The sequence below is a fragment of the Rothia nasimurium genome (assembly GCF_928381705.1).
GTDB classification, from domain to species: domain Bacteria; phylum Actinomycetota; class Actinomycetes; order Actinomycetales; family Micrococcaceae; genus Rothia; species Rothia nasimurium_G.
This window is the reverse complement of sequence record NZ_CAKMSR010000003.1, coordinates 65,506-85,441: the sequence shown is the minus strand read 5'-3', so window position 1 is coordinate 85,441 and position 19,936 is coordinate 65,506. Positions and strand designations below refer to the sequence as shown.

At 56.7% G+C, this 19,936-nt stretch carries 20 protein-coding genes; 9 read left to right on the top strand and 11 right to left on the bottom strand.

Translation table 11 applies throughout. From position 1 onward, the window contains the following. Positions 1–31 precede the first annotated feature (31 nt). Positions 32–637, top strand: coding sequence for a hypothetical protein (locus tag L6762_RS03660; RefSeq protein ID WP_237185631.1), 606 nt, complete (start codon positions 32–34; stop codon positions 635–637). 142 nt (positions 638–779) lie between these two features. On the opposite strand, the gene L6762_RS03655 is transcribed toward L6762_RS03660, so the two are convergent. From L6762_RS03655 to L6762_RS03640, 4 genes are all read right to left on the bottom strand, one after another. Further along, positions 780–1,724: an exonuclease domain-containing protein gene (locus L6762_RS03655; RefSeq protein ID WP_237185630.1), complete on the bottom strand. Its 945-nt coding sequence runs from the start codon at positions 1,722–1,724 to the stop codon at positions 780–782. Between the two features lie 39 nt (positions 1,725–1,763). Beyond that, positions 1,764–2,189 carry a hypothetical protein gene (locus tag L6762_RS03650; RefSeq protein WP_237185629.1) on the bottom strand — a complete coding sequence of 142 codons (426 nt, stop codon included), beginning with the start codon at positions 2,187–2,189 and terminating at the stop codon, positions 1,764–1,766. Further along, a complete protein-coding gene (locus L6762_RS03645) occupies positions 2,171–2,596 on the bottom strand; it encodes a hypothetical protein (RefSeq protein WP_237185628.1) in 426 nt (141 codons plus the stop codon). The genes L6762_RS03650 and L6762_RS03645 overlap by 19 nt, the downstream gene beginning before the upstream one ends. 88 nt (positions 2,597–2,684) lie before the next feature. Then, positions 2,685–3,137 (bottom strand): prevent-host-death protein, encoded by a 453-nt coding sequence (locus L6762_RS03640; RefSeq protein WP_237185627.1) that lies wholly within the window; start codon positions 3,135–3,137, stop codon positions 2,685–2,687. Between the two features lie 224 nt (positions 3,138–3,361). Between L6762_RS03640 and L6762_RS03635 the strand changes: the two genes are divergently transcribed. Next, positions 3,362–3,784: a hypothetical protein gene (locus tag L6762_RS03635; protein ID WP_237185626.1), complete on the top strand. Its 423-nt coding sequence runs from the start codon at positions 3,362–3,364 to the stop codon at positions 3,782–3,784. Between the two features lie 75 nt (positions 3,785–3,859). Here the strand turns inward: L6762_RS03635 and L6762_RS03630 are convergent, their stop codons facing one another. Then, positions 3,860–4,897: an ImmA/IrrE family metallo-endopeptidase gene (locus tag L6762_RS03630; protein WP_237185625.1), complete on the bottom strand. Its 1,038-nt coding sequence runs from the start codon at positions 4,895–4,897 to the stop codon at positions 3,860–3,862. A 167-nt stretch (positions 4,898–5,064) separates the two neighbouring features. Between L6762_RS03630 and L6762_RS03625 the strand changes: the two genes are divergently transcribed. From L6762_RS03625 to L6762_RS03595, 7 genes are all read left to right on the top strand, one after another. Next, positions 5,065–5,859 carry a MerR family transcriptional regulator gene (locus L6762_RS03625; RefSeq protein WP_237185624.1) on the top strand — a complete coding sequence of 265 codons (795 nt, stop codon included), beginning with the start codon at positions 5,065–5,067 and terminating at the stop codon, positions 5,857–5,859. A 382-nt stretch (positions 5,860–6,241) separates the two neighbouring features. Continuing rightward, entirely contained in the window at positions 6,242–6,496 is a 255-nt protein-coding gene (locus L6762_RS03620; protein ID WP_237185623.1) for a type II toxin-antitoxin system Phd/YefM family antitoxin, read from the top strand. Next, a complete protein-coding gene (locus L6762_RS03615) occupies positions 6,493–6,759 on the top strand; it encodes a type II toxin-antitoxin system RelE family toxin (RefSeq protein WP_237185622.1) in 267 nt (88 codons plus the stop codon). The genes L6762_RS03620 and L6762_RS03615 overlap by 4 nt, the downstream gene beginning before the upstream one ends. A gap of 84 nt (positions 6,760–6,843) precedes the next feature. Beyond that, the gene (locus L6762_RS03610; RefSeq protein ID WP_237185621.1) at positions 6,844–7,302 is read left to right on the top strand and encodes a TipAS antibiotic-recognition domain-containing protein; all 459 of its coding nucleotides are present in this window, start codon (positions 6,844–6,846) and stop codon (positions 7,300–7,302) included. A gap of 110 nt (positions 7,303–7,412) precedes the next feature. Continuing rightward, the gene (locus L6762_RS03605) at positions 7,413–7,937 is read left to right on the top strand and encodes a DUF664 domain-containing protein (protein WP_237185620.1); all 525 of its coding nucleotides are present in this window, start codon (positions 7,413–7,415) and stop codon (positions 7,935–7,937) included. Positions 7,938–7,939: 2 nt separating this feature from the next. After that, on the top strand, positions 7,940–8,539 hold the full coding sequence (locus tag L6762_RS03600) for a DUF1349 domain-containing protein (RefSeq protein ID WP_237185619.1): 600 nt from the start codon (positions 7,940–7,942) through the stop codon (positions 8,537–8,539). A 251-nt stretch (positions 8,540–8,790) separates the two neighbouring features. Next, a complete protein-coding gene (locus L6762_RS03595) occupies positions 8,791–11,004 on the top strand; it encodes a phospholipase D family protein (protein ID WP_237185618.1) in 2,214 nt (737 codons plus the stop codon). Between the two features lie 90 nt (positions 11,005–11,094). Here the strand turns inward: L6762_RS03595 and L6762_RS03590 are convergent, their stop codons facing one another. The 6 genes from L6762_RS03590 to sufB all read right to left on the bottom strand — a co-directional run bounded on the left by L6762_RS03590 (position 11,095) and on the right by sufB (position 19,921). After that, on the bottom strand, positions 11,095–12,354 hold the full coding sequence (locus L6762_RS03590; protein ID WP_237185617.1) for an FAD-dependent oxidoreductase: 1,260 nt from the start codon (positions 12,352–12,354) through the stop codon (positions 11,095–11,097). Between the two features lie 179 nt (positions 12,355–12,533). Beyond that, a complete protein-coding gene (locus L6762_RS03585) occupies positions 12,534–15,728 on the bottom strand; it encodes a fibrinogen-like YCDxxxxGGGW domain-containing protein (protein ID WP_237185771.1) in 3,195 nt (1,064 codons plus the stop codon). A 338-nt stretch (positions 15,729–16,066) separates the two neighbouring features. Then, the gene (locus L6762_RS03580; RefSeq protein ID WP_185172966.1) at positions 16,067–16,396 is read right to left on the bottom strand and encodes a metal-sulfur cluster assembly factor; all 330 of its coding nucleotides are present in this window, start codon (positions 16,394–16,396) and stop codon (positions 16,067–16,069) included. Between the two features lie 27 nt (positions 16,397–16,423). Then, positions 16,424–17,182 carry a Fe-S cluster assembly ATPase SufC gene (gene sufC / locus L6762_RS03575; RefSeq protein ID WP_185172967.1) on the bottom strand — a complete coding sequence of 253 codons (759 nt, stop codon included), beginning with the start codon at positions 17,180–17,182 and terminating at the stop codon, positions 16,424–16,426. A 30-nt stretch (positions 17,183–17,212) separates the two neighbouring features. After that, positions 17,213–18,460 carry a Fe-S cluster assembly protein SufD gene (sufD, locus tag L6762_RS03570; RefSeq protein WP_237185616.1) on the bottom strand — a complete coding sequence of 416 codons (1,248 nt, stop codon included), beginning with the start codon at positions 18,458–18,460 and terminating at the stop codon, positions 17,213–17,215. A 3-nt stretch (positions 18,461–18,463) separates the two neighbouring features. Then, positions 18,464–19,921 carry a Fe-S cluster assembly protein SufB gene (sufB, locus tag L6762_RS03565; RefSeq protein WP_135011742.1) on the bottom strand — a complete coding sequence of 486 codons (1,458 nt, stop codon included), beginning with the start codon at positions 19,919–19,921 and terminating at the stop codon, positions 18,464–18,466. Positions 19,922–19,936: the final 15 nt, after the last annotated feature.

Sequence of the window (19,936 nt, the reverse complement as noted above, 5' to 3'; positions counted from 1 at the left end):
CACAGAACAAGTCAAGAGGATCAGAGTTTTAATGGAAAAATATTTAATTCGGCCAAATAACTTAGACGACCTAGCTCAATTTTGCCGTGAAGAAGCAATGGGAAGAGAGGACCTGGTATTTACCTATAGGGTTGAGGAAAAAAGTTTACACAACTCAACTTTAGATTTAATTACAATAAAGATGAAGTCTCCGGTACAACTGAGGGAATCAAGCGCAGAAAATAGGTTTCCGTTTTCGCTTCATAATGGAATAACTGGAACCGAGATAGTAAAGAATGTTTTTCATTTTAATAAAATTTCTAACATCGCATTCTCCTACTATGATACTACCATTCGCAATAAATACCTCCAGCAGGGTTATGGAACGGCTGCAATTTCTGACGTTATATTGCAAATCCTCCAGTATACCTTGGAATATAATGAATTTACTGAGATAAGGTTAGTTGATCAATCCGTGGGGCTGGATTCTAACGGCAAGCAAATTAAGATTAGTGCCTACGGAAGTATCATGAACAAAACAGATCCCACACATGAGGAAGTAATTTACAGAATTATTAACCCTGATTCAGCAGAAGATGACTTCAAATATTTTACAAATTTGATTAATAAGAACAGAATACAAATAATAAAAAATTAATCAATACTTTTACCTATGGTTACCAAATTTTAGCCTTCAAAGGTTAGGTTGAATCGCTAATTTACCACCCCATATATTTTCCAAGTTTAATGCTATAGAGAAGTCACTTTAACTGGTTACTACAATAATCTTCTGCTAATTTCTAAATTTCATTGAGTAGCTCAAGCAAATCAGGTTCCCCGATCACCGCAATCCGCTGACCGGCTTCAATCAAAGAAATAGCCTTAAGTTCCTTACGGTTCTCACCCAGCAAAGGCGGCATACTTTCCTCAGCCCCGGCGCCAATCACCAAGACAGTGGTTTTCTTCGTTACCGATTTAGCGATAAGGCCACCTGCAGCCTCAATTGCAGCCAAACACTCCTCACGAGTCATAGCGTCAAGCCCACCCGTCAAGGTAAAAGTCTCCCCCGCTATTCCCTCCGGCGCAGGAGCCACCGGAACAACAGACGGAACATTATTTCGTCGAACCTTACGAGGCACCGGAACACGGTCAGCACGAATCATGCCTGAACTAGTTGGCCCGCCCCAAGCGTCCTCAACCGAAGACGCCCCCACAAGATCAACCAAACGTAAAGCAACCAAAGCTGCCATCAAGGAATCCTCGCCAGCCTCATGATGATGAAGCTGCTCCAGCCCAAAGAACTCAGCCAGAACATCAAGACGGTGTTGGTCCAGTCCTTCAATCACACCAGTCTTACTCAACCTACGAGACAAGCTCAATGTGCAATAAAAATCAGGAGCTAACTCATCAATACCAGCAACCTTATTGGCATGATTCCACACTGACCGATCAAAGCCCGAATTATGAGCAATCACAGGCAGATCATCGATAATTTCTTGCATTCTCTGGCGAGTTTCAACCCATCCCACACCATCAGCCTCAACCATTGCAGGAGTAATACCGTGGATACTCACGTTTAAGGGATGAAAATCAGCAACAGACTCATGAGGCTTCACTAACCACGACACAGTCTCTACAACTTGGCCGCCCCTCACCACCGTCAAACCAACTGCACAAGCCGAAGCCCGGCTCGCATTTGCAGTCTCAAAATCAACGGCAACAAAATCTACAGAAGCGTTAGGCACAGTACAGTAGTCTTTCTTTGGTAAAGCGAATAAGTGGTTTCAAGCCACAGTCAAAGTGGCTAAAGAATTGATTCTAGTTGCAAACTCAGAACCAGTAACAGCAAAGTTCTGACCTGGAGTTTCATCCATAGACTTCATCCAGTCCAAGGTTGTGATTTCTGTAGAGATATCGGTGTAGGAGCTAGTCTTAACTTCTTGACTGTTCCATAACAGGTTACGCGCAACAATTTCATTCCCATCATTGGTTACCAACACGACAACAGGAACGTTTAGCCGTTCGATCCGGTGAAAAGTTAGAACTGCGGACTCTTCAGCAGCAGCAGGAACCACCGTTAGCTCCGCTTGTTCAGGAGAGCTTTCCATGACCGCCTCAACAAATGCCTTACCTTCGACGGTTGTTCTGGCGGCCCGGCTAAATGACGCCGCCAGTTGAGCTCTCTTCATAATTATTTTCTCGGATGCCATTCTCGCCACCTTTCAAACGCTTCACCAATAACGTAGCTACAAGCTTCATCATACGCTTCGTGGCTATCCTCAGCACTATTTAATACTCGAATGCCCCGAGCAGGTAGCTTCTTTTTGGGCCTCAGATAATCACCAACATGGTAGTGGAAGTTCTCGTGAGCTGAGCATGCTCGAATCACATCAACCACATCTTTTGAAGGTGAATGGTAGGCCATTAATCCAACACTGAATTGCACAACTAAAGGATTATTCCTGGAAAACGAAGAACAAGTAATATGCCTGTCGATTGCTTCCAGTTGCCGTTCCTCGTCCAGGTGAAACCTGATCGCTGGCAAGGTCTCTACACACTCGTCACACCGGCTGTGGAACTTCGTTCCTGAAGCAAGATTCTGATGGCCTGCCATCATGCACCACCTCTCGAATACATCTTCGATTATCATAGCAATATTAGACAGGCTTATTCTTCCGCTAGTGACAGCTAACGCAATAAGTTTTTCAAGGAACCTCTAAGTTCACAGGCTCAGGCAACCATTCAGGTTCCACTTCATCCAGCCCAGCAGCAAGGGCAGTTGCGGACTCAAACCAGCTCGTTACCCCTACCAGCAAAGTCTTTGGCTGGTTGGTAGCAAAAGCAGCTCGGGCAGTGTCGATCAGTTCACGGGCGCAAAGCTCACGGTCCCCAGTATCGAGCGCTAACATCCAGGGGAAAACAGTGGCCATACGTTCAGCCAGTGAACCACCCTCAAGTGTTGTTGCAGCAATAATCTGAGCTGCAATTGCAAACATATCGCGACGCTCGTCTGCCTCGTGCTCAGTCATTAGCACCAGGTTTTCACCATCACGACGGGTCACAAGAACAGGCTGAGACTCAACCGCTTCAAAAACTGGTTTAGGGTTGCGGCTCAGCTCTGAGGAATTGAAGGTTCGAGCGTAGGTAAGAGTAGACATACAAACAGCTTATTCAGAAATAGTTCTGAAAACAAGAGGTTCTTAGGTGTTGTACTTATGACCGGCAGTACTGGCGCCTGGCATACCGAAATCATCCGTGAAATCGGGCAATACCCTGCACCCAAACCGCACCGTGGACTTCCCGGCAATATCGAAGATATCTACTGAACATCGAACCGCTGATATCCCTTCGATTTTCTATTCTAATCTGGCTTAATAGGTATATGGGATTAAGAGACAACAAAACTGCTGAACAGCTTTTCGACGGTATTTCCCTCATGCACCGCAACTTAAAAGATGGTGCAGAAACAAGCCCCGCTGAGGACTCCCCCGCCCAACTAGGTTACTCGGATGTTCCCCCGTGGTTGTGGAACGGAATCTCTGACGCCATGACCTTCCTGTCCGACGTCATGGGTGTTGGCTCTGAGCCCTACAGCAATTGGTTGAAGAACCACCAGAACCCCGCCCCCATTGAGGAATGCGGCCTGGCTGACCTCACCCTCTATTTCTTCATGGCAGGACGCGGCGAGAGGTTCAGTGAAGGCACCATCGCTGGCTTCGTTAAAACAGGTAAACTGCTTGCCATGACTGAGCGTTTCTTCGAGCTAGTCCCCACCTTGCCAGGCAAAGACTTTCGGCAGAAATAGCGCCGTCAGTTACCCCGGTAAGACAACAACCGAAATTGCACACACACCCTAACTATTAACAGATCGGGGTTCAACTTAACGCACTACGCGCAGCGCCGGGCGTCCGCTCTCACTATGCTTTTCAGCCTTGCCTTCCCCCTGCACAAGTCGCAGACGAGTGCTAAACGTCAAGGTCAGCACATCATCAACTGGCACCGCAAGATCAACAGCAATACGCTCAGCCGTCACAGCACCGCCCTTATCAGCAGTGAACACCTGCGGGAAAAGCCGGGACTGCTCAAAAGCTCCCATGCCCTCGGGCTCGCCGTCCCTATACCCCCGGCGTGTTAGCTCAATACACACCTTGCGGTAAATCCAATCAGTCATCCGCCCACTCTTATGCAAAGAGGTTGCCAAGGCAAAGGCAGATACCTGAAAAATGTACTTAGCTTCTACAAGATCGTCCACTGAAGCATTCTGAGGGAGATACTCAGCCAACAGCGACTCAGGCATTAATAGAGCAGACGCGAACTCATCCGCCTCGCGCTCCTGCCCAGCCGAAGAATCATCAACAGGGGCAAACCGGTGCAGCACAAGATGCCCCAGTTCATGAGCAATATCAAACCTAGCCCGCTCGGGCGTCTTCTGCCGTGCAATAAAAATAAAGGGCTTACCCTCATACCAGAGCGAGAACCCATCGACTTGCATGGCAGCTTCTGGAAGCACCATCACACTAATACCCCGCGACTCGCACAACTGCACCAAATTCGGCAGAGGCTTAGTACCTAGTCCCCACTCCTCACGAAGTAATTGAGCAGCTACCCTTGGAGCTATCCCCTCGAATGAGGGCACGACAATAGAAGGTAGGGTGAACTTATCCTCCACCCACTGCATGACCTCAATACCGGTAACACCTGCTGCAACGGCAGAATCACGCGCACTGCGAGTAGCCGCACGGCCAGCCCTAAAATTAACACCGTCAACTTCAACCGCCACCTGTGGCTGGCGTGAAAAATACTCAACCGGGTACCCAAGAACATGAGCCAACTGGCTAACCGCAGAATCAGGGACACCCTCTTTTTCATATTTTTGAGTAGTACGGTCTGTTACCCCTAGTTCCTGTGCCAAAGACACACGGGTATGCCCCCGCCTCTTACGGGCGAGGGCAACACGCTCAGGGTAACTGCTATGCAATCTGGAACTCAACGTCTCCGCCACCAATATCAGGAATTTCGCTACGGTCAATATCTAACTTAGTTCGAGCTTGACCCTCACGCCACGTTAGGCCCCACAATGGAAGCATGAAGGATCAAGAAAGCCTCTACACAGTAGGGGAAGTAGCGCAGGCTCTCGGTGTCACGGTGCGCACCCTGCACCATTGGGAATCCCTCGGGCTCGTTGCCCCTGCTGAGCGTACCTGGTCAAATTATCGGCTGTACACTCCCGATGATATTGCGACTCTGCAACGGATCCTTATCTACCGGGCAACCGGCATGAAACTCACCGACATTAAAGAAGCCCTGGCCAGTAGCTCAACCAGCCTGGAGCACCTCCGCAGGCAACGCCAGGCCCTCATGGAGCAGCAACAGCAGCTCTCCGCTATGGTCACTGCTATCGACACCCTCATGGAGAACGAAATGACGAACAAGAAACTCACCCTCACCGAAATCGGCGAAGTTCTCGGCGATGCCAACTTTGCCAGCTACCAGGCAGAAGCTGAGGAACGCTACACCGGCACAGATGACTGGGCCATCAGCCAGCAGCGCACCGCAAGCTGGAGCCAGGCCGACTGGGCCGGTTACAAGAATCGCGCCGCTGAGCTGGACGGAAAACTAGCGGATGCCGTACGCCGCAACCTGCCGACAGACAGCGACGAGGCGGGCGAGCTCGTCCACGCCCACCGTCAGCTGCTGAGCGAGTTCTTCCCCGTAACCCCCGCCAAGCATTACCTGATCTCACGCGGTTACGTTACGGATGAGCGGTTCACCAGCTACTACGAGTCCCAGCAGCCCGGCCTAGCCCAGTGGCTGGCCGACGCTATCGAAGCAGAGGCTGAACGTGCCGGGGTGGACCTGGCTAACCCCACCTGGGACTAACTACAGCATCTCCCCTAACCGAGCGTGCGTCATATCGCTGAGCGTGCACCGACAGTGCGCACGCTCAGCGATATGACGCACGTTCGTTGTACCGCCGGTAAATTGAGCCTTTAAAATGCCCTTTACAGACCTGCCCCTGACCGGCTCCGAAAAAGAGCTGGTGCTTGGCTATATCCGTTTTCAACAGGGGATATTCTTGCGTAAGCTCCGGGGCGCGGACGGCACCTGGCTGAGTGAGAGCGTCCTTGCAACTCTCTTGCCCCCCCCAGCAGCATGACCCTAGCCGGTATGGCCGGGCACCTCTGGTTCGTTGAGGACTGCTGGCGGTAAAAATTCTTGCTCAGCCATAGCCCTCACCCTGTACGTAATGTACATTTAGTACATGACAACAACTACCGGAACAGCAGAATTTCGCCAGAACCTCGGCCACTACTTTGATGAAGTACAGCGAGAGCCCATTGCTATCGAAAGCAGAGGCCGCCGTCGAGCCGTCCTTGTCTCCCCCGTCTTTTTCGATCAAGCACTCGAAGCACTTGAAGACAAACTTGATGCTGCTAAAGCCCGTCAAGCCCGCCAAGAAGAAGACGAAATCCCCTTTGACCAGCTCATGGATGAGCTCGGCATTAAGCTCTCATGACAGCTAACTATTCAGTTACCTTCAAACCTTCTGCAGCAAAAGAACTGCGCAAAATCAATAAAAACGATCAGACCCGCATTGCCAAGAAAATCCAAGAGCTTGCATCAAACCCATACCCGCCAGGGATCAAGAAAATAGTTGGGGGAGATGGTGAACTCAGACTTAGAGTTGGTAACTACAGGGTAATCTACGCTGTCGAAGAAGGCCGGCTCATCATCTTGGTTCTAACAATTGGTCACCGGCGAGAAGTCTATAAAAAATAGAAAACAGGCTCACCCAGCTCTCTATATCAACCAATTACTATTTGGGCTGGGTTGAAGGAATAAGACACCTTTATGGAAAACCATATGGCCCATAAGAAACCCACCCTCACCGAAATTGGCGAAGTTCTCGGCGACGCCAATTTTGCCGATTACCAGGCCGAAGCTGAGGAACGCTACGCCGGTACGGACGACTGGGCTATCAGTCAGCAGCGCACCGCTACCTGGAGCCAGGAGGACTGGGCCGGTTACAAGAATCGCGCTGCTGAGATGGACGGAAAATTAGCGGACGCCGTACGCCGCAGCCTGCCGACGGACGGCACCGAGGCGGGCGAGCTCGTCCGCGCCCATCGCCAGCTGTTGAGCGAGTTCTTCCCCGTCACCCCCGCCAAGCACTACCTGATCTCACGCGGTTATATTACCGATGAGCGGTTCACCCGCTACTACGACTCACAGCAGCCGGGCCTGGCTCAGTGGTTGGCTGACGCCATCGAGGCGGAGGCTCAGCGGGCCGGGGTGGATCTGGCTAACCCCACCTGGGACTAACAACTACCTCTTCCCTAACCGAGCGTGCGTCATTTCGCTGAGCGTGCACCGACCATGCGCACGCTCAGCGAAATGGCGCACGCTCGTTGTACCGCCGGTAAACTGAGCCTATGAAAATTCCCTTTACAGACCCGCCCCTGACCGGCTCCGAAAAAGAGCTGGTGCTCGGTTATATCCGTTTTCAGCAGGAGGTATTCCTGCGCAAACTCCAGGGAGCGGACGGCACCTGGCTGGACGAAGCCGTCCTTGCAACTCCCCTGCACCCCAGCAGCATGACCCTAGCCGGTATGGCCGGGCACCTCTGGTTCGTGGAGGACTACTGGCGGGAGGAAATCCTGCTCGGCCGCTCCCTACCTGAGCCGTGGGCATCCTTCGACTGGCAGCAGGATGCGGACGCCGACTGGCACCTATCCCTCCCCCTGCCCCGGGTTCTAGAGAACCTCCAGGCCAGCATGGAAGCTACCCGCCAGCTGCTGGCTGAGCGCAACTGGGATGATCTCAGCGAAGGTGGCCTCAAGGACGGCACCCGCTTCAGCTACCGCTGGGTTGCCCTGCACCTGATTGAAGAGTGGGGCAGGCACCTAGGCCATGCCGACCTGCTCCGAGAGAATATCGACGGAGAACAAGGAGACTAGACATGGACCTCACCACCTTCACCTGGACGCGCCCACCCCGCCACTACACCGTCACGCGAGACCGGGTAGAAATCACCACCGAACCCGGCACAGATCTGTGGCAACGCACCTACTATCACTTCCGCAACGACAACGCCCCGGTCCTGCAAACCAGAACCCGGGACCAGTATTTTTCCTTTATCGTCAAGGCCAGTTTCGATTCCGCCCAGCACCGTTTTGACCAGTGCGGTGTAGCTGTCTACCTCGACAGTGAAAACTGGATCAAGGGTTCCATCGAATACGAAAATGAGGACTTCCAGCACCTGGGTTCGGTCGTCACCAACGGCGGCTACTCCGACTGGGCCACCACAGAGATACCTGCATCAACCGGCTATATGTGGTACCGGCTCAGCCGCAGGGGCCAGGACTTCCGCATTGAGAATTCCCAGGACGGCCTCGTCTGGCACCAGATGCGCATCTGCCACCTGGCAGATGCGGGTGAAGAAATCAGTTTTGGGGTCTACGCCTGCTCCCCCGAAGACTCATCGTTCACCGCTGTCTTCACGGATTTCGAGCTAACAGACTGTGCCTGGCAGCCCCACGATGGGCAGCAGCCGGATTAGGACTAGTTACCTTACCTAACCGAGCGTGCGTTATATCGCTGAGCGTGCACCTATCAGCCGCACGCTCAGCGATATGACGCACGCTCGCTTGGTTTCGCCGCAATGTGCGGAAAACCGGCGACTAAAAGTTTTCATTATTCATTTACCAGACATCTTCTCGCAATCTTGCCGCCATTTGCACCCTGTTCACAATAGCCTGTCATGCTACTGGGTAAACCACACACCCCGCCCACTAGCTGAAAGGCATACTCATGCTCACCGTCTTCGACCTCAACACCCGCACCATGCTTTACGGGCCGGACTTCTGGGAGCTCACGGCAGGTTACACAGAGTTTCACGGGGTCAGCTTCGTCTCCTCCTTCGCTACGATTGACCAGCTCAGCCAGAGGTTCGAGCAGGTCAAGCTGATTCTGGGTCTTGAAGAAGCCAAAACCGGCAGCCTGCTGCGGCAAATCTTCGACTCAACCCGGCGCGTCCGCGAACTAGAAACCGCCAGCGAGCCCCTGCTCGACGCCCTCGAAAGCGGCCGCGTGCACCTCAAATACAACGCCGATAAGCTCTTTCACTCCAAGTACTTCATCCTCACATCGGCCGACGAGTTTGCGATCCTCACCGGGTCCATGAACCTCACCCGGGCAGCCATGACCCAGAATCACGAGCACAACACCCTCTACCGGGGTCGCTTCGACAGCCCCGACGACACCGCCTACCTGCGCGAATACACCGAACTCTTCACCCAAAACTTCGAGGTAGAAGCCACCGACTATCTCGACCGCAGCACCGTACAGGAATTCCGCCAGGCCAGCACCGCCGAACAGCGCACCAGCATCATCGATACCCGCATCATCAAGGACGCCAAACGCCTACCCACCGAACACCGCGAAACCATCGGTCTGCTCCTGCGCGAGGAAAAATCCGATACAGCCACCCCCGAGAGCGTGACCACAACCTACCAGCTGGGTGATCCCGTCGTCCTGCACACCCTCAAAGCCACCTACACCCCCACCGGTAAACCGCGCACCCCCGCCGCCGCGACCAAGGCCCTGCAGACCGTGCACCTCAAACAAAGGCAGGCCGCCCCTGCGGACGCCAACCCCATCACGGGTGCGCAACCCCGCTGGGTTGCCACCGACGACGGCACCCTGCTCATCAACCACGAGGGGAATGAACTTACCCCGCTCACCGACGCAGAAGTCACCGCCCGCGACGCCTCAACCTTCGTCGATATCGTGCTCTCCTACCGGGATAACAAGATACGCGATGAATCCCACCAGGCCCTGAGTGCCTTCCTCTTTGCCATGACGGCCCCGGTTCTCTGGCGCATCCGCCACCTGGTTATGGAAACCGGCGAAAATCCCGACAAAATCCCCGTTCTCCTGGCTATCTTGGGGTCTGGGTCATCGGGTAAAACCACCATGGTTGACGACTACCTCAAGCCCTTCATCGGTGACTACTCTCCCCTACTGGCTGAAGAACTGCTCAAAACCACCTACGGCTCTAAAACCGGGTCCATCAACTATATGAACAGCTACATGGAATCGGGCGAAGTCTCACCCCTCATCATCGACGAGGTGGGCACCCAGTTCCTGAACGGGGCAACGGTGCAGGGCAAAATCAAGCACTGGGCCAACCTGCGCTCCAACGGGTTTGAGGGCCCGCAGGGAACCATCATTCTGACCTCAAACGCCGACGGGGCTGTGCTGCAAGAAGCCATCAAAAAACGCGTCTGGTACATCTCTATTACCAGCGACTACAAGCCCACTGACCAGCAGGTCTATAACTTCACCTCCCTGGCGGGGTCGGTCAACAGCAACCTCTACCGCCACGTGGTCTTTACCCTCAGCCAGCGGCTCGACCACCTGACCGCCCACGAGATTCAGCGTTTTTCGCGCAACTGGGTCTGGCTCACCGCTGAGATTCTGCAAGAAACCCTGGCCCGTTTTGGGCTAGAAACGGCCTTTCCCGCCAAATTGTTCACCCCTTATAGCTACCGCGACGAAATCGCCCGCGGCATCATCACCGACACCATCCACCAGGCCCATGCCAAGGACGCCCTGGCCTTTAACGCGCACAGCCCCGGGGTGGCGTCCGTCCTGCGCTCTGCCTGGGAGGCAACCGGCACCTTCAACAAGACCCAGAAAGAAGAGATGATTGAATTTCGCTCTATTCTGCCCGCCGACTGCGTTTTAGAGGCAACCCCTAAGGCCATCACGCTGAACATCGAGCGCACTGACGCCTATCTGGGCGAGCCCCTGCTAGCAGGCTACCGCGAGCGCAGCCCGCTCAATGTGGTGACCAAGAGCGAGCATGCTCTCGCCCTGCTCGAAGCGCAGCGGGAGAGGTCTGAGCGGGAGAAGGCCGAGCTGAGGTTGGAGTTAGAGGCTGAGCGGGTTGCTTTGTTGACTCGGCAGATTCAGGACGCTGAAGCTCGCTCGCGCGGGTGGGGGCGGCTGTGGCGGCGGTAGGCTCCGCTGCGCTCTAACCGAGCGTGCGTCATATCGCTGAGCGTGCACCTATCGGGCGCACGCTCAGCGATTTGGTGCACGCTCGCTCGCCTAAGCCAGCAGCGCGTTAAATACCTCGGACGTCGCAGGGTGGGTGTAGATTCCCTCGCCGACCTCAGCGGCAGGAATCTGGTGGGTAATAGCCAGGGCTACGGTATTGATGAGTTCTTGAGAATCAATGCACCAGAGAGTAGCGCCCAGAATCTGGTTAGTTTCCTTGTCAAGCACAAACTGAGCAATACCCTCGGGCTTACCCATAATCTTGGGGCGGGGCACAATCGCCAGATCTGCAATCTTAGCTTCGCGCACATCAGTCTCGTGATCGCGGCCGGCAGCCTCGGCGGTCAGCCCCACGGTGGATAGCGGCGGGTCAATAAAGGTAGTGGTGGGCAGCAAGCGACCGGTGCGGGTACGAGATCCGTCGCCCCAACGGTGCGACATCACGATGCGATGGTCGTCAAAGGACGCGTAGGTGAACTGGGGCGCGCCGGTTACGTCCCCCACCGCATAGATACCCTCCACGTTAGTGCGGCAGTGTTCATCGACCTGGATGCCCTTCTCGGTGTACTCGACCCCGGCTGCCTCAAGGTTGAGCCCGGCAACTACAGGGCGGCGGCCGATCGCAACCAGAATAGCCTCATCGTCAAGCTGTTCGCTAGCCTGTTCAACTGCAATACGCTGGTCAACGATGTTAATTCCCTGGTTCTCCAGGTGCTCGCGCACTGCCTGGGCAATGTGCCGATCGAGAGCGGGTAGGAAGTCCCCCTCACCCTTGTACATGGTCACCCGGCTACCGAAGCCCGAGAACATGGTAGCGAACTCTAGACCAATCGGCCCGCCGCCAATAATGGCCAGTGACGCCGGGGTATGCTCTAGCTGCTGGATGCTGGTGGAGTCGTGCACGCGTCCGCCCACCTCAACACCCGAGCTAGCCCCGGTGTTAATAATGATGGTTGAAGCGCTCACCCGCACCTGCTCCCCCACCTGCACAGTAGAAGAATCAACAAACCGGGCAGCCCCATCGAGTAGCAGTACGCCTTTACCCTCTACCATCTTCTGGTTGGCGGCGTTGAGTCGGGCAATGAAACCATTACGGTCATCGCGAGCCTCAGGAAAATCCCGGTGTAGGTGGGTCTGCTCCAGCAGGAACTTGGTTGGAACACAGCCGATATTGATGCAGGTGCCACCGTACATGGCAGGGTCTTGCTCAACTAGCGCTACCCTATCACCGGCAGCTGCCCGCTTCATGGCAATAGTTTTACCAGCCTTACCAAAGCCCAGTACCAGCACATCGACGGTTAATTCTTCCACCAGATCTCCTTTTGTATGAAAGTCGATTACGAATCTTACCCTGCCTACCTTACTCCCGGCAGGCGTCCGCCCCGGGCACCTGCCCAGCAATTTCGCAGAGAAAAAACTCCCCGCTAGCAGATAGAGTTCGTCTGCTCACGGGGAGTTTTCAGGGGCTAGCGCGGTTTTAAAACCGGGGCTTAGCGCACCTCACCGATCATGTCGAAGGTGGTGGCTGCACCCTTGGTGTTGGAGTTGACCATCACCGCAATGGAGTTCTTGCCCTGCTTGAGGTCAGAAGCGGGAATCTCGATGACCAACGGGGTGGTGCGGGCGGCCCCAAAGTCTACAGCGCGGGTGGCGGTGTAGGTGGGCAGGGCACCCCAGATGAGGTTCTGGCGGGTGTATTCCTTGCCGTTGACCCAGATCATCATGCCGTCATCCACGTAGGTGGTGAGCACCAGCTTCTGACCAGCTGCCAGGTTCAGATTGAGCTCCTTACGCAGCATCATCGATACCGGCTGGGCGCTGGATGAGAACTGGTACATGGTAGCTACGCGCGGTTCGCCCCAGCCAACCGATGAGTAGGTGGTGTACCACTTAGCGGTGTCGTACTTGTAGTCGGTAGCACGCCAGGTGGAGTCCAGCCCCTGCCAGGCGTTCAGGCCAAAGGCAATCTTCCACTCATCGCCAGATGCCAGAACAGGCTCAGAGTTTTCAGCCGGTACAGCAAAAGGCTCAATGGGAGCAGGGTTGTTGATCACCGTACCGTTGGCAGGTGCCTCAGCAACACGTTCAGGCACAACCGGGGCAGGCTCTTCCACAACCGGGGGCTCTACCGGGGCAGGGGCCTCAGTGGTTGCTTCGGCGGTCGGGGTAGGCTCGGCAGGCACCTCAGCGGTAGGCTCAGCGGTGGGCTGAACAGTAGGTTCGGCGGTGGGCTCCACCGGAGCTACAGGCTGCTCGGTCTTCTGTGCCAGAGCAACGGGGGTTGAGGCTGAGAAGTTGCCTGCGGCGTCCGCCGATCGCACGAAGTAGCGGGCATCGTCGGTGTGGGCCACCGAGTAGGTGGTGTCGGTGGTGGTTGCGATGACGCGGTTATCGCGCAGCACCTGGTAGATGACGTTGCGACCGGCTGAGGGCCAGGTCAGGACGTCGGTGGCACCGTCGGTGCTCACAGCCAGTGAGCGCGGGGCGGCAGGGGCAGTAACGTCGCGAGGTGCGTAACGGGCAAAGCCCACGGTCTGCTGCATACCGTTAGCACCCTGAGAACGGTTGATGTCGCCACCCAGCCAGAGGGTGCCGGTGGAGTCAACGAACTGCTCCCAAACACCGTCACCGCGGGGGCCGCGCAGGTTGGGGGCGAACTCGCCGATCACACGGCCGGTTTCAGCGTCAAAGGCGGCAGAGAGGCGGATGGACTGCAGGTTGAAGAAGCCCTTGTTGGTCCAGGGCTGCATCCAGGTGCCAGAACCTTCATAGATGTAGTTGCCGCAGTGGCAGGCACCGTAGATGACCTTGTTGTTCTGGTCTTCGTAGAGGTCCTGGAAGTCGCCGCCCTCGATGGTGATAGCCGAGTAGAGACGGCTCATGGTGTTCTTGGCGTACTGGTGGATGATGTGCTCTGAACCGGCGGCCCAGACGGTAGCGCCGGCGTCCTCAACGTCGTTCTGGTAGCCCTGGCGCTGGATGGTGGGGAAGGACGGTTCCCAGGTCCATGCCTTGGCAATGTTGCCGTCGGTGGTGTTGAGCTGGGCTAGCTTCCAGGTCTTGGTGCCGTTGACCTCTGAGAAGTAGCCTGCGGCAGCGACGGTTGCCCCGTCATCTGCTGCTGAGAGGCCGTTGACGGTGCCGTTGAGGTAGGGGCGCCAGTTGGCGTCCGGCCCGTTCTGGCTGAAGCTGAAGCGACCCGCGTTGCGGGAGTAGCCGGTGGCCCCGGTTTCGGTGTTGACCACGTGCGAGAAGGCACCGCCCACGTAGAGGTAGTCGCCCTGCACGTCGAGGGTACGGGCGCTGGTGATGGAGCCTGCACCGCGGTTTTCGATACCGAAGTTGTAGGTGCGGTCGATTTCACCGGTGACGGGGTTAAGAATGACCAGGCCGGCAACTTTTTCGCCGTTGACCTCGGTGAACTCGCCACCTACAGCCAGGGTGCCGTTGGGCAGGGCTTCAAGAGCCTTAATCTGGCCGTTGAAGGTGGGCATGAAGGTGCGCACGAGCTCGCCGGTGGTCACATCGTAGCCAGCGAGGAACTTCTGCTGTACCTTTTCGCCGGTGGCAGCGTTTTCTACCCAGGCGAAGTCGCCGCCGGTGAAGACGGTGTTGCCCACCTGAGTGATGGCCTGCACGTAGGTGTTGAGTTCGCCCAGGGTTCCGGTACCGGTGGTGTCGCTGGTGCGCCAGGTGACCTTGGCTGAGTAGGAGTTGGGCAGGGCACGGCGGGTAGAGCCGGACGCCCCCGCGTCAGCGTAGTCGGATAGGTTCAGGTCTGCCTGGGTCAGCTTGGGGCGCAGGAACACCTGGGAGAAGGGAATGGGGTTGGAGCCGGTCTTGGACCACAGGTGGGTGGTGGCATTATCGGCGCCGCGAGCGATAGGGCCGTAGGCAAAGCCCATGCGCCAGGCCTGCTTGCTGGTACCGAGGAAATTGACCTGGTACATGGAGAGTACCGGCTTCATCATTTGGCCGGTGAGGCTGGCGAAGGAGCCGTTGGAGCGGGATACCGTGGGTGAGTCGCCGGTGAAGCGAACGTTCTTCCAGGTCTGGGTACCTGAGAGGGCCCAGGTCCAGTCGGTGGCGTTGGCGCGGGTGGCGGTGACGTTCTGCCATTTGGTGCCCTCGGCGTTGGCTGCACGGCGGATGCGGAAGCCCCCGGTCAGGTCTGAGACCTTCTGGTTGCCGATGAGGGCATCGATGGTGGTGGATGGCAACTGCACGGGGGTGAAGGCGTCGGTGCCATCGGGGTTGTTGTACAGTTCAGAGGCCTTGCCCTTGCCGTTGTAGCTTTCTTCCCAGCCGTCGCGGCCGCGGCCGATCATAACCCAGCCGCCGCCGTCAGTTTCTTGGTCGCAGTAGAACTGTTCGGGGGCTGCCATGTCTGGGGTCCAGAGCCAGTAGGTGCCGCTGGTGGCAGCGGGGTCGGTCTGCTTGGCTTCCCAGCAGCTGGCGGCTGCGGTTTCACTGGTTTTACCGTCGGGGGTGTAGCTATCTGAGGCGGTTGCGCCAGGGAGTACGGTCACGGCGGTTGCCAGGGCGAGGACGCCTATCCCGGCCTTGGTGGCAAGGTTGGGCTTTTTGAGTGAGAAGGGGGCTTTGAGCTGGGTGCGGGTAGCCGCCCAAAAATCGCGCGCTGTGGTGCGCTTCGACGGGCGCGCCGAAGTGTCTTTATGTTCCATGTGTTCCCTAGTGTGCGAGTAGCCCGCCGGCTGATGGGCGGTGCAAGGTGTGTATATCTAGCTTAGGGTTTGCTGGGCTTGCTCTGCCTGCTATGGGGTGTAGTCATTGCTGGGGCTACGAACCACCAAGCGGCCCACAAGCTAAACAGGGTGCAAATATAGGCCCAGGTGAGAGCCTCTGCATCGCCGATAGTTATTCTTCAGCCCGAAAAGAACAAGCTGTGCAACCAGCCACATCAACACAAGTACAGATTTTAAAACGAGGACGCCACCCCGAACTCCCCTGCCTACGGGCAGGGAGGGTGCGGGGCGGCGTCCTCACATGTTAACCGCGTTGGTTAGATGTTGAAGCCCAGGGCTCGCATCTGGTCGCGGCCGTCCTCGGTGATGCGCTCGGGGCCCCACGGGGGCATCCAAACCCAGTTCACGTGCCACTCGTCAATCATGGTTTCCAGATTCTGCTGAACCTGTTCCTCGATGACATCCTGCAGGGGGCAGGCGGCGGTGGTCAGGGTCATGTCGAGCACGAGGGCGCCTTCGTCATTCCAGCGCATACCGTAGAGCAGACCCAAATCAACGATGTTGACACCAAGTTCGGGGTCAATCACGTTCATGAGGGCTTCTTCGATGACCTCTTGGCTGGGGGCACCAGCGGGGGCTTCTGACATAGCAGTCACCTTTCAGTTCAGCCGCTACTACTTAGCAGCCAGGTAACGCTCGTAGCCTTCTTCTTCAAGACGGTCAGCGAGCTCGGGGCCGCCCTGATCTACCATCTTGCCGTCCACGAAGACGTGAACAAACTGGGGCTTGATGTAGCGCAGGATGCGGGTGTAGTGGGTAATCAGCATAACGCCCATGTCGTTTGCCTGGTGGGCGCGGTTAACGCCTTCAGACACAACCTTGAGGGCGTCGACGTCAAGACCGGAGTCGGTCTCGTCAAGAATACCGAACTTGGGCTTGAGCAGTTCCAGCTGCAGGATCTCGTGGCGCTTCTTCTCGCCGCCGGAGAAGCCTTCGTTGACGTTACGTGAGATGAAGGCGGGGTCGATGGAGAGGTTCTCCATGGCTGCCTTGACGTCCTTGGTCCAGGTGCGCAGGGCGGGTGCTTCGCCGTCAACAGCGGTCTTGGCTGAGCGCAGGAAGTTGCTCATGGTGACACCGGGGATTTCAACGGGGTACTGCATGGCCAGGAAGAGACCGGCGCGGGCACGCTCGTCAACGGACATCTCGGTGACGTCTTCGCCGTCGAGCAGGATCTCGCCGGAGTCGATCTGGTACTTGGGGTGGCCAGCGATGGTTGAAGCCAGGGTTGACTTACCGGAGCCGTTGGGGCCCATGATGGCGTGAATTTCACCGGAGTTGATGGTGAGGTTGACGCCCTTGAGGATGGGCTTGGTGTTTTCGTCGTCCAGAATAACGGAGACGTGGAGGTCCTTGATTTCAAGGGTTGCCATAGTTTGTTTCTCCTGTAAAAAGGTAAAGCTTTAGTTGTTGGAAATCGCGAGTTCAGCTTCGAGGGCATCGGTGAGCTGTTCTTCAAGCTCGGGGATGCGGATCTGCTGAATAATCTCGTTGAGGAAGCCGCGGACGACCAGGCGGCGGGCTTCAGCCTCGGGAATGCCGCGAGCCTGCAGGTACCAGAGGTGCTGCTCATCGAGCTGACCGGTGGTGGATGCGTGGCCGGCGCCTTCAATCAGGCCGGTTTCGATTTCCAGGTTGGGCACGGAGTCGGCACGGGGGCCGTCTTCGAGAATCAGGTTGCGGTTGAGCTCGTAGGTGTCGGTGCCTTCTGCGTCCTTACCGATGAGCACATCGCCAACCCAGACCGAGTGCGCACCCTTGCCCTGCAGGGCACCCTTGTAGGTGACGCGGGACTTACAGTTGGGTTCGGTGTGGGCCACGAAGAGACGGTTCTCAATGTGCTGGCCGGCATCGACGAAGTAGAGGCCGTACATCTCGGTTTCAGCGCCGGGGGCGGTGAACTTGGTGGACGGGGTGACGCGCACCAGGTCGCCACCGAGGGAGATGTTGACGTGCTTGAACTTGGCGTCACGACCCAGAGCAGCGTACTGGGCTGAGGCGTGAATCGCGTCGTCCTCCCACTGCTGAACGGTGATGACGGTCAGTGAGGACGAGTCGCCCACCTTGAACTCTACGTTCTGGGAAAGCACAGCTGAGCCGGTGTGGCGCAGCACGACAACGGCCTTGGAGAAGGGCTTGGTCTCGATGAAGAGGTGCTGGGCTGCGGCGTCCTTGTGGGTGCCGTTGATAGCAACCTCAATCTGGCCTTCCAGTTCAGCTTCGGCGGGAACGGTGATGGCGGTTGCCTCGGAGAAGGTGCTCCAGGCGTTGGCCGCTACGCGGTCCTCGGGGATACCGGCGGAGCCGATGCGGGCGTCGTCGCGGGCGATAGTCTCGACCTGGACGCCTGCGGGAGCATTGACCTCTACAGCGGGTGCAGCACCGGTGAGTTCATCGGTGTGCAGGCCGCCGAGGCGCTTGAGCGGGGTAAAGCGCCAGTCTTCTTCACGGCCGGTCAGGGCTGCGAAGTCTTCGACCTTGTAGGAGGTCTTGCGCTCGGCGCGGGAGCCGTCAATCTCGACCTTGTCGGTGTTGTGCTTTGAGACGCGGATGGTGTCGTCGGTGGCCAGCTCGGTAGCGAGCTTCTCACCTTCCTGGTCCATCCCGGGAATCGCGGGGTTGTTGTGACCCTGGTTTTCTGCGTTAGCCATAATTTAGCCTACGGATCCTTCCATCTGGAGTTCGATCAGGCGGTTGAGTTCAAGCGCGTATTCCATGGGCAGCTCGCGGGCGATGGGCTCCACGAAGCCGCGCACGATCATGGCCATGGCTTCGTCTTCGGGCAGGCCGCGCTGCTGCAGGTAGAAGAGCTGTTCTTCTGAGACGCGGGAGACGGTTGCCTCGTGGCCCATGGTGACGTCGTCCTCGCGGATATCTACGTAGGGGTAGGTATCTGAGCGGGAGATGGTGTCGACCAGCAGGGCGTCACAGACCACCGAGCTCTTAGCGTGGGAGGCACCTTCGCGCACCTGTACCAGGCCGCGGTAGGCGGCACGGCCACCGTTACGAGCCACAGACTTGGACACGATGGTGGATGAGGTGTTGGGGGCGATGTGGACCATCTTGGAACCGGTGTCCTGGTGCTGTCCCTCGCCTGCGAAAGCGATGGAGAGGGTTTCACCCTTGGCGTGCTCACCGACCATGTAAACAGCCGGGTACTTCTGGGTGACCTTGGAGCCGATGTTGCCGTCGATCCATTCCATGGTGGCGCCCTCGTGGGCGATGGCCCGCTTGGTCACCAGGTTGTAGACATTGTTTGACCAGTTCTGAATGGTGGTGTAGCGGACGCGGGCGTTCTTCTTGACCACGATTTCAACTACTGCTGAGTGCAGTGAGTCGGTCTTGTAGATGGGGGCGGTGCAGCCTTCGATGTAGTGAACGTAGGAGCCCTCGTCAGCGATGATGAGGGTACGCTCGAACTGGCCCATGTTCTCGGTGTTAATGCGGAAGTAGGCCTGCAGGGGGATCTCTACGTGAACTCCCGGGGGCACGTAGACGAAGGAGCCACCTGACCACACGGCGGTGTTCAGGGCTGCGAACTTGTTGTCACCGGCGGGGATGACGGAGCCGAAGTATTCTTCGAAGAATTCGGGGTGTTCCTTGAGGGCGGTGTCGGTGTCCAGGAAGATAACACCCTGGGCTTCGAGGTCCTCGCGGATCTGGTGGTAGACAACCTCTGATTCGTACTGGGCGGCTACGCCGGCGACCAGGCGGTTACGTTCTGCTTCGGGGATGCCGAGCTTTTCGTAGGTGTTGCGGATGTCTTCGGGCAGTTCTTCCCAGGTTTCGGCCTGGCGCTCGGTGGAGCGGACGAAGTACTTGATGTTGTCGAAGTCGATGTCCGAGAGGTCTGCACCCCAGGTGGGCATGGGCTTGCGGTCGAAGAACTTGAGGGCCTTCAGGCGAAGGTCCAGCATCCATTCGGGTTCGTTCTTCTTGGCTGAAATGTCGCGCACGACATCTTCGTCAAGACCACGCTTTGCAGCCTGGCCTGCTTCATCGGAGTCAGCCCAGCCGTACTCGTAGGTACCGATACCTTCGAGTTCGGGGTTTGCCTCCAGAATTTCTGAAATGACGGTGTTGTTGGCGGTGCGCTCAACCTGTTCAGTCATTACGGCCTTTCTTGG

Coding starts and splice junctions, on each gene's coding strand:
- L6762_RS03600 (WP_237185619.1), top strand. CDS start 7,940: ATGGACCTCACCACCTTCACCTGGACGCGCCCACCCCGCCACTACACC.
- L6762_RS03640 (WP_237185627.1), bottom strand. CDS start 3,137: ATGTCTACTCTTACCTACGCTCGAACCTTCAATTCCTCAGAGCTGAGC.
- L6762_RS03635 (WP_237185626.1), top strand. CDS start 3,362: ATGGGATTAAGAGACAACAAAACTGCTGAACAGCTTTTCGACGGTATT.
- L6762_RS03660 (WP_237185631.1), top strand. CDS start 32: ATGGAAAAATATTTAATTCGGCCAAATAACTTAGACGACCTAGCTCAA.
- sufC (WP_185172967.1), bottom strand. CDS start 17,182: ATGGCAACCCTTGAAATCAAGGACCTCCACGTCTCCGTTATTCTGGAC.
- L6762_RS03650 (WP_237185629.1), bottom strand. CDS start 2,189: ATGGCATCCGAGAAAATAATTATGAAGAGAGCTCAACTGGCGGCGTCA.
- L6762_RS03615 (WP_237185622.1), top strand. CDS start 6,493: ATGACAGCTAACTATTCAGTTACCTTCAAACCTTCTGCAGCAAAAGAA.
- L6762_RS03625 (WP_237185624.1), top strand. CDS start 5,065: ATGAAGGATCAAGAAAGCCTCTACACAGTAGGGGAAGTAGCGCAGGCT.
- L6762_RS03595 (WP_237185618.1), top strand. CDS start 8,791: ATGCTCACCGTCTTCGACCTCAACACCCGCACCATGCTTTACGGGCCG.
- sufD (WP_237185616.1), bottom strand. CDS start 18,460: ATGGCTAACGCAGAAAACCAGGGTCACAACAACCCCGCGATTCCCGGG.
- L6762_RS03605 (WP_237185620.1), top strand. CDS start 7,413: ATGAAAATTCCCTTTACAGACCCGCCCCTGACCGGCTCCGAAAAAGAG.
- L6762_RS03585 (WP_237185771.1), bottom strand. CDS start 15,728: ATGGAACATAAAGACACTTCGGCGCGCCCGTCGAAGCGCACCACAGCG.
- sufB (WP_135011742.1), bottom strand. CDS start 19,921: ATGACTGAACAGGTTGAGCGCACCGCCAACAACACCGTCATTTCAGAA.
- L6762_RS03610 (WP_237185621.1), top strand. CDS start 6,844: ATGGCCCATAAGAAACCCACCCTCACCGAAATTGGCGAAGTTCTCGGC.
- L6762_RS03580 (WP_185172966.1), bottom strand. CDS start 16,396: ATGTCAGAAGCCCCCGCTGGTGCCCCCAGCCAAGAGGTCATCGAAGAA.
- L6762_RS03645 (WP_237185628.1), bottom strand. CDS start 2,596: ATGATGGCAGGCCATCAGAATCTTGCTTCAGGAACGAAGTTCCACAGC.
- L6762_RS03620 (WP_237185623.1), top strand. CDS start 6,242: ATGACAACAACTACCGGAACAGCAGAATTTCGCCAGAACCTCGGCCAC.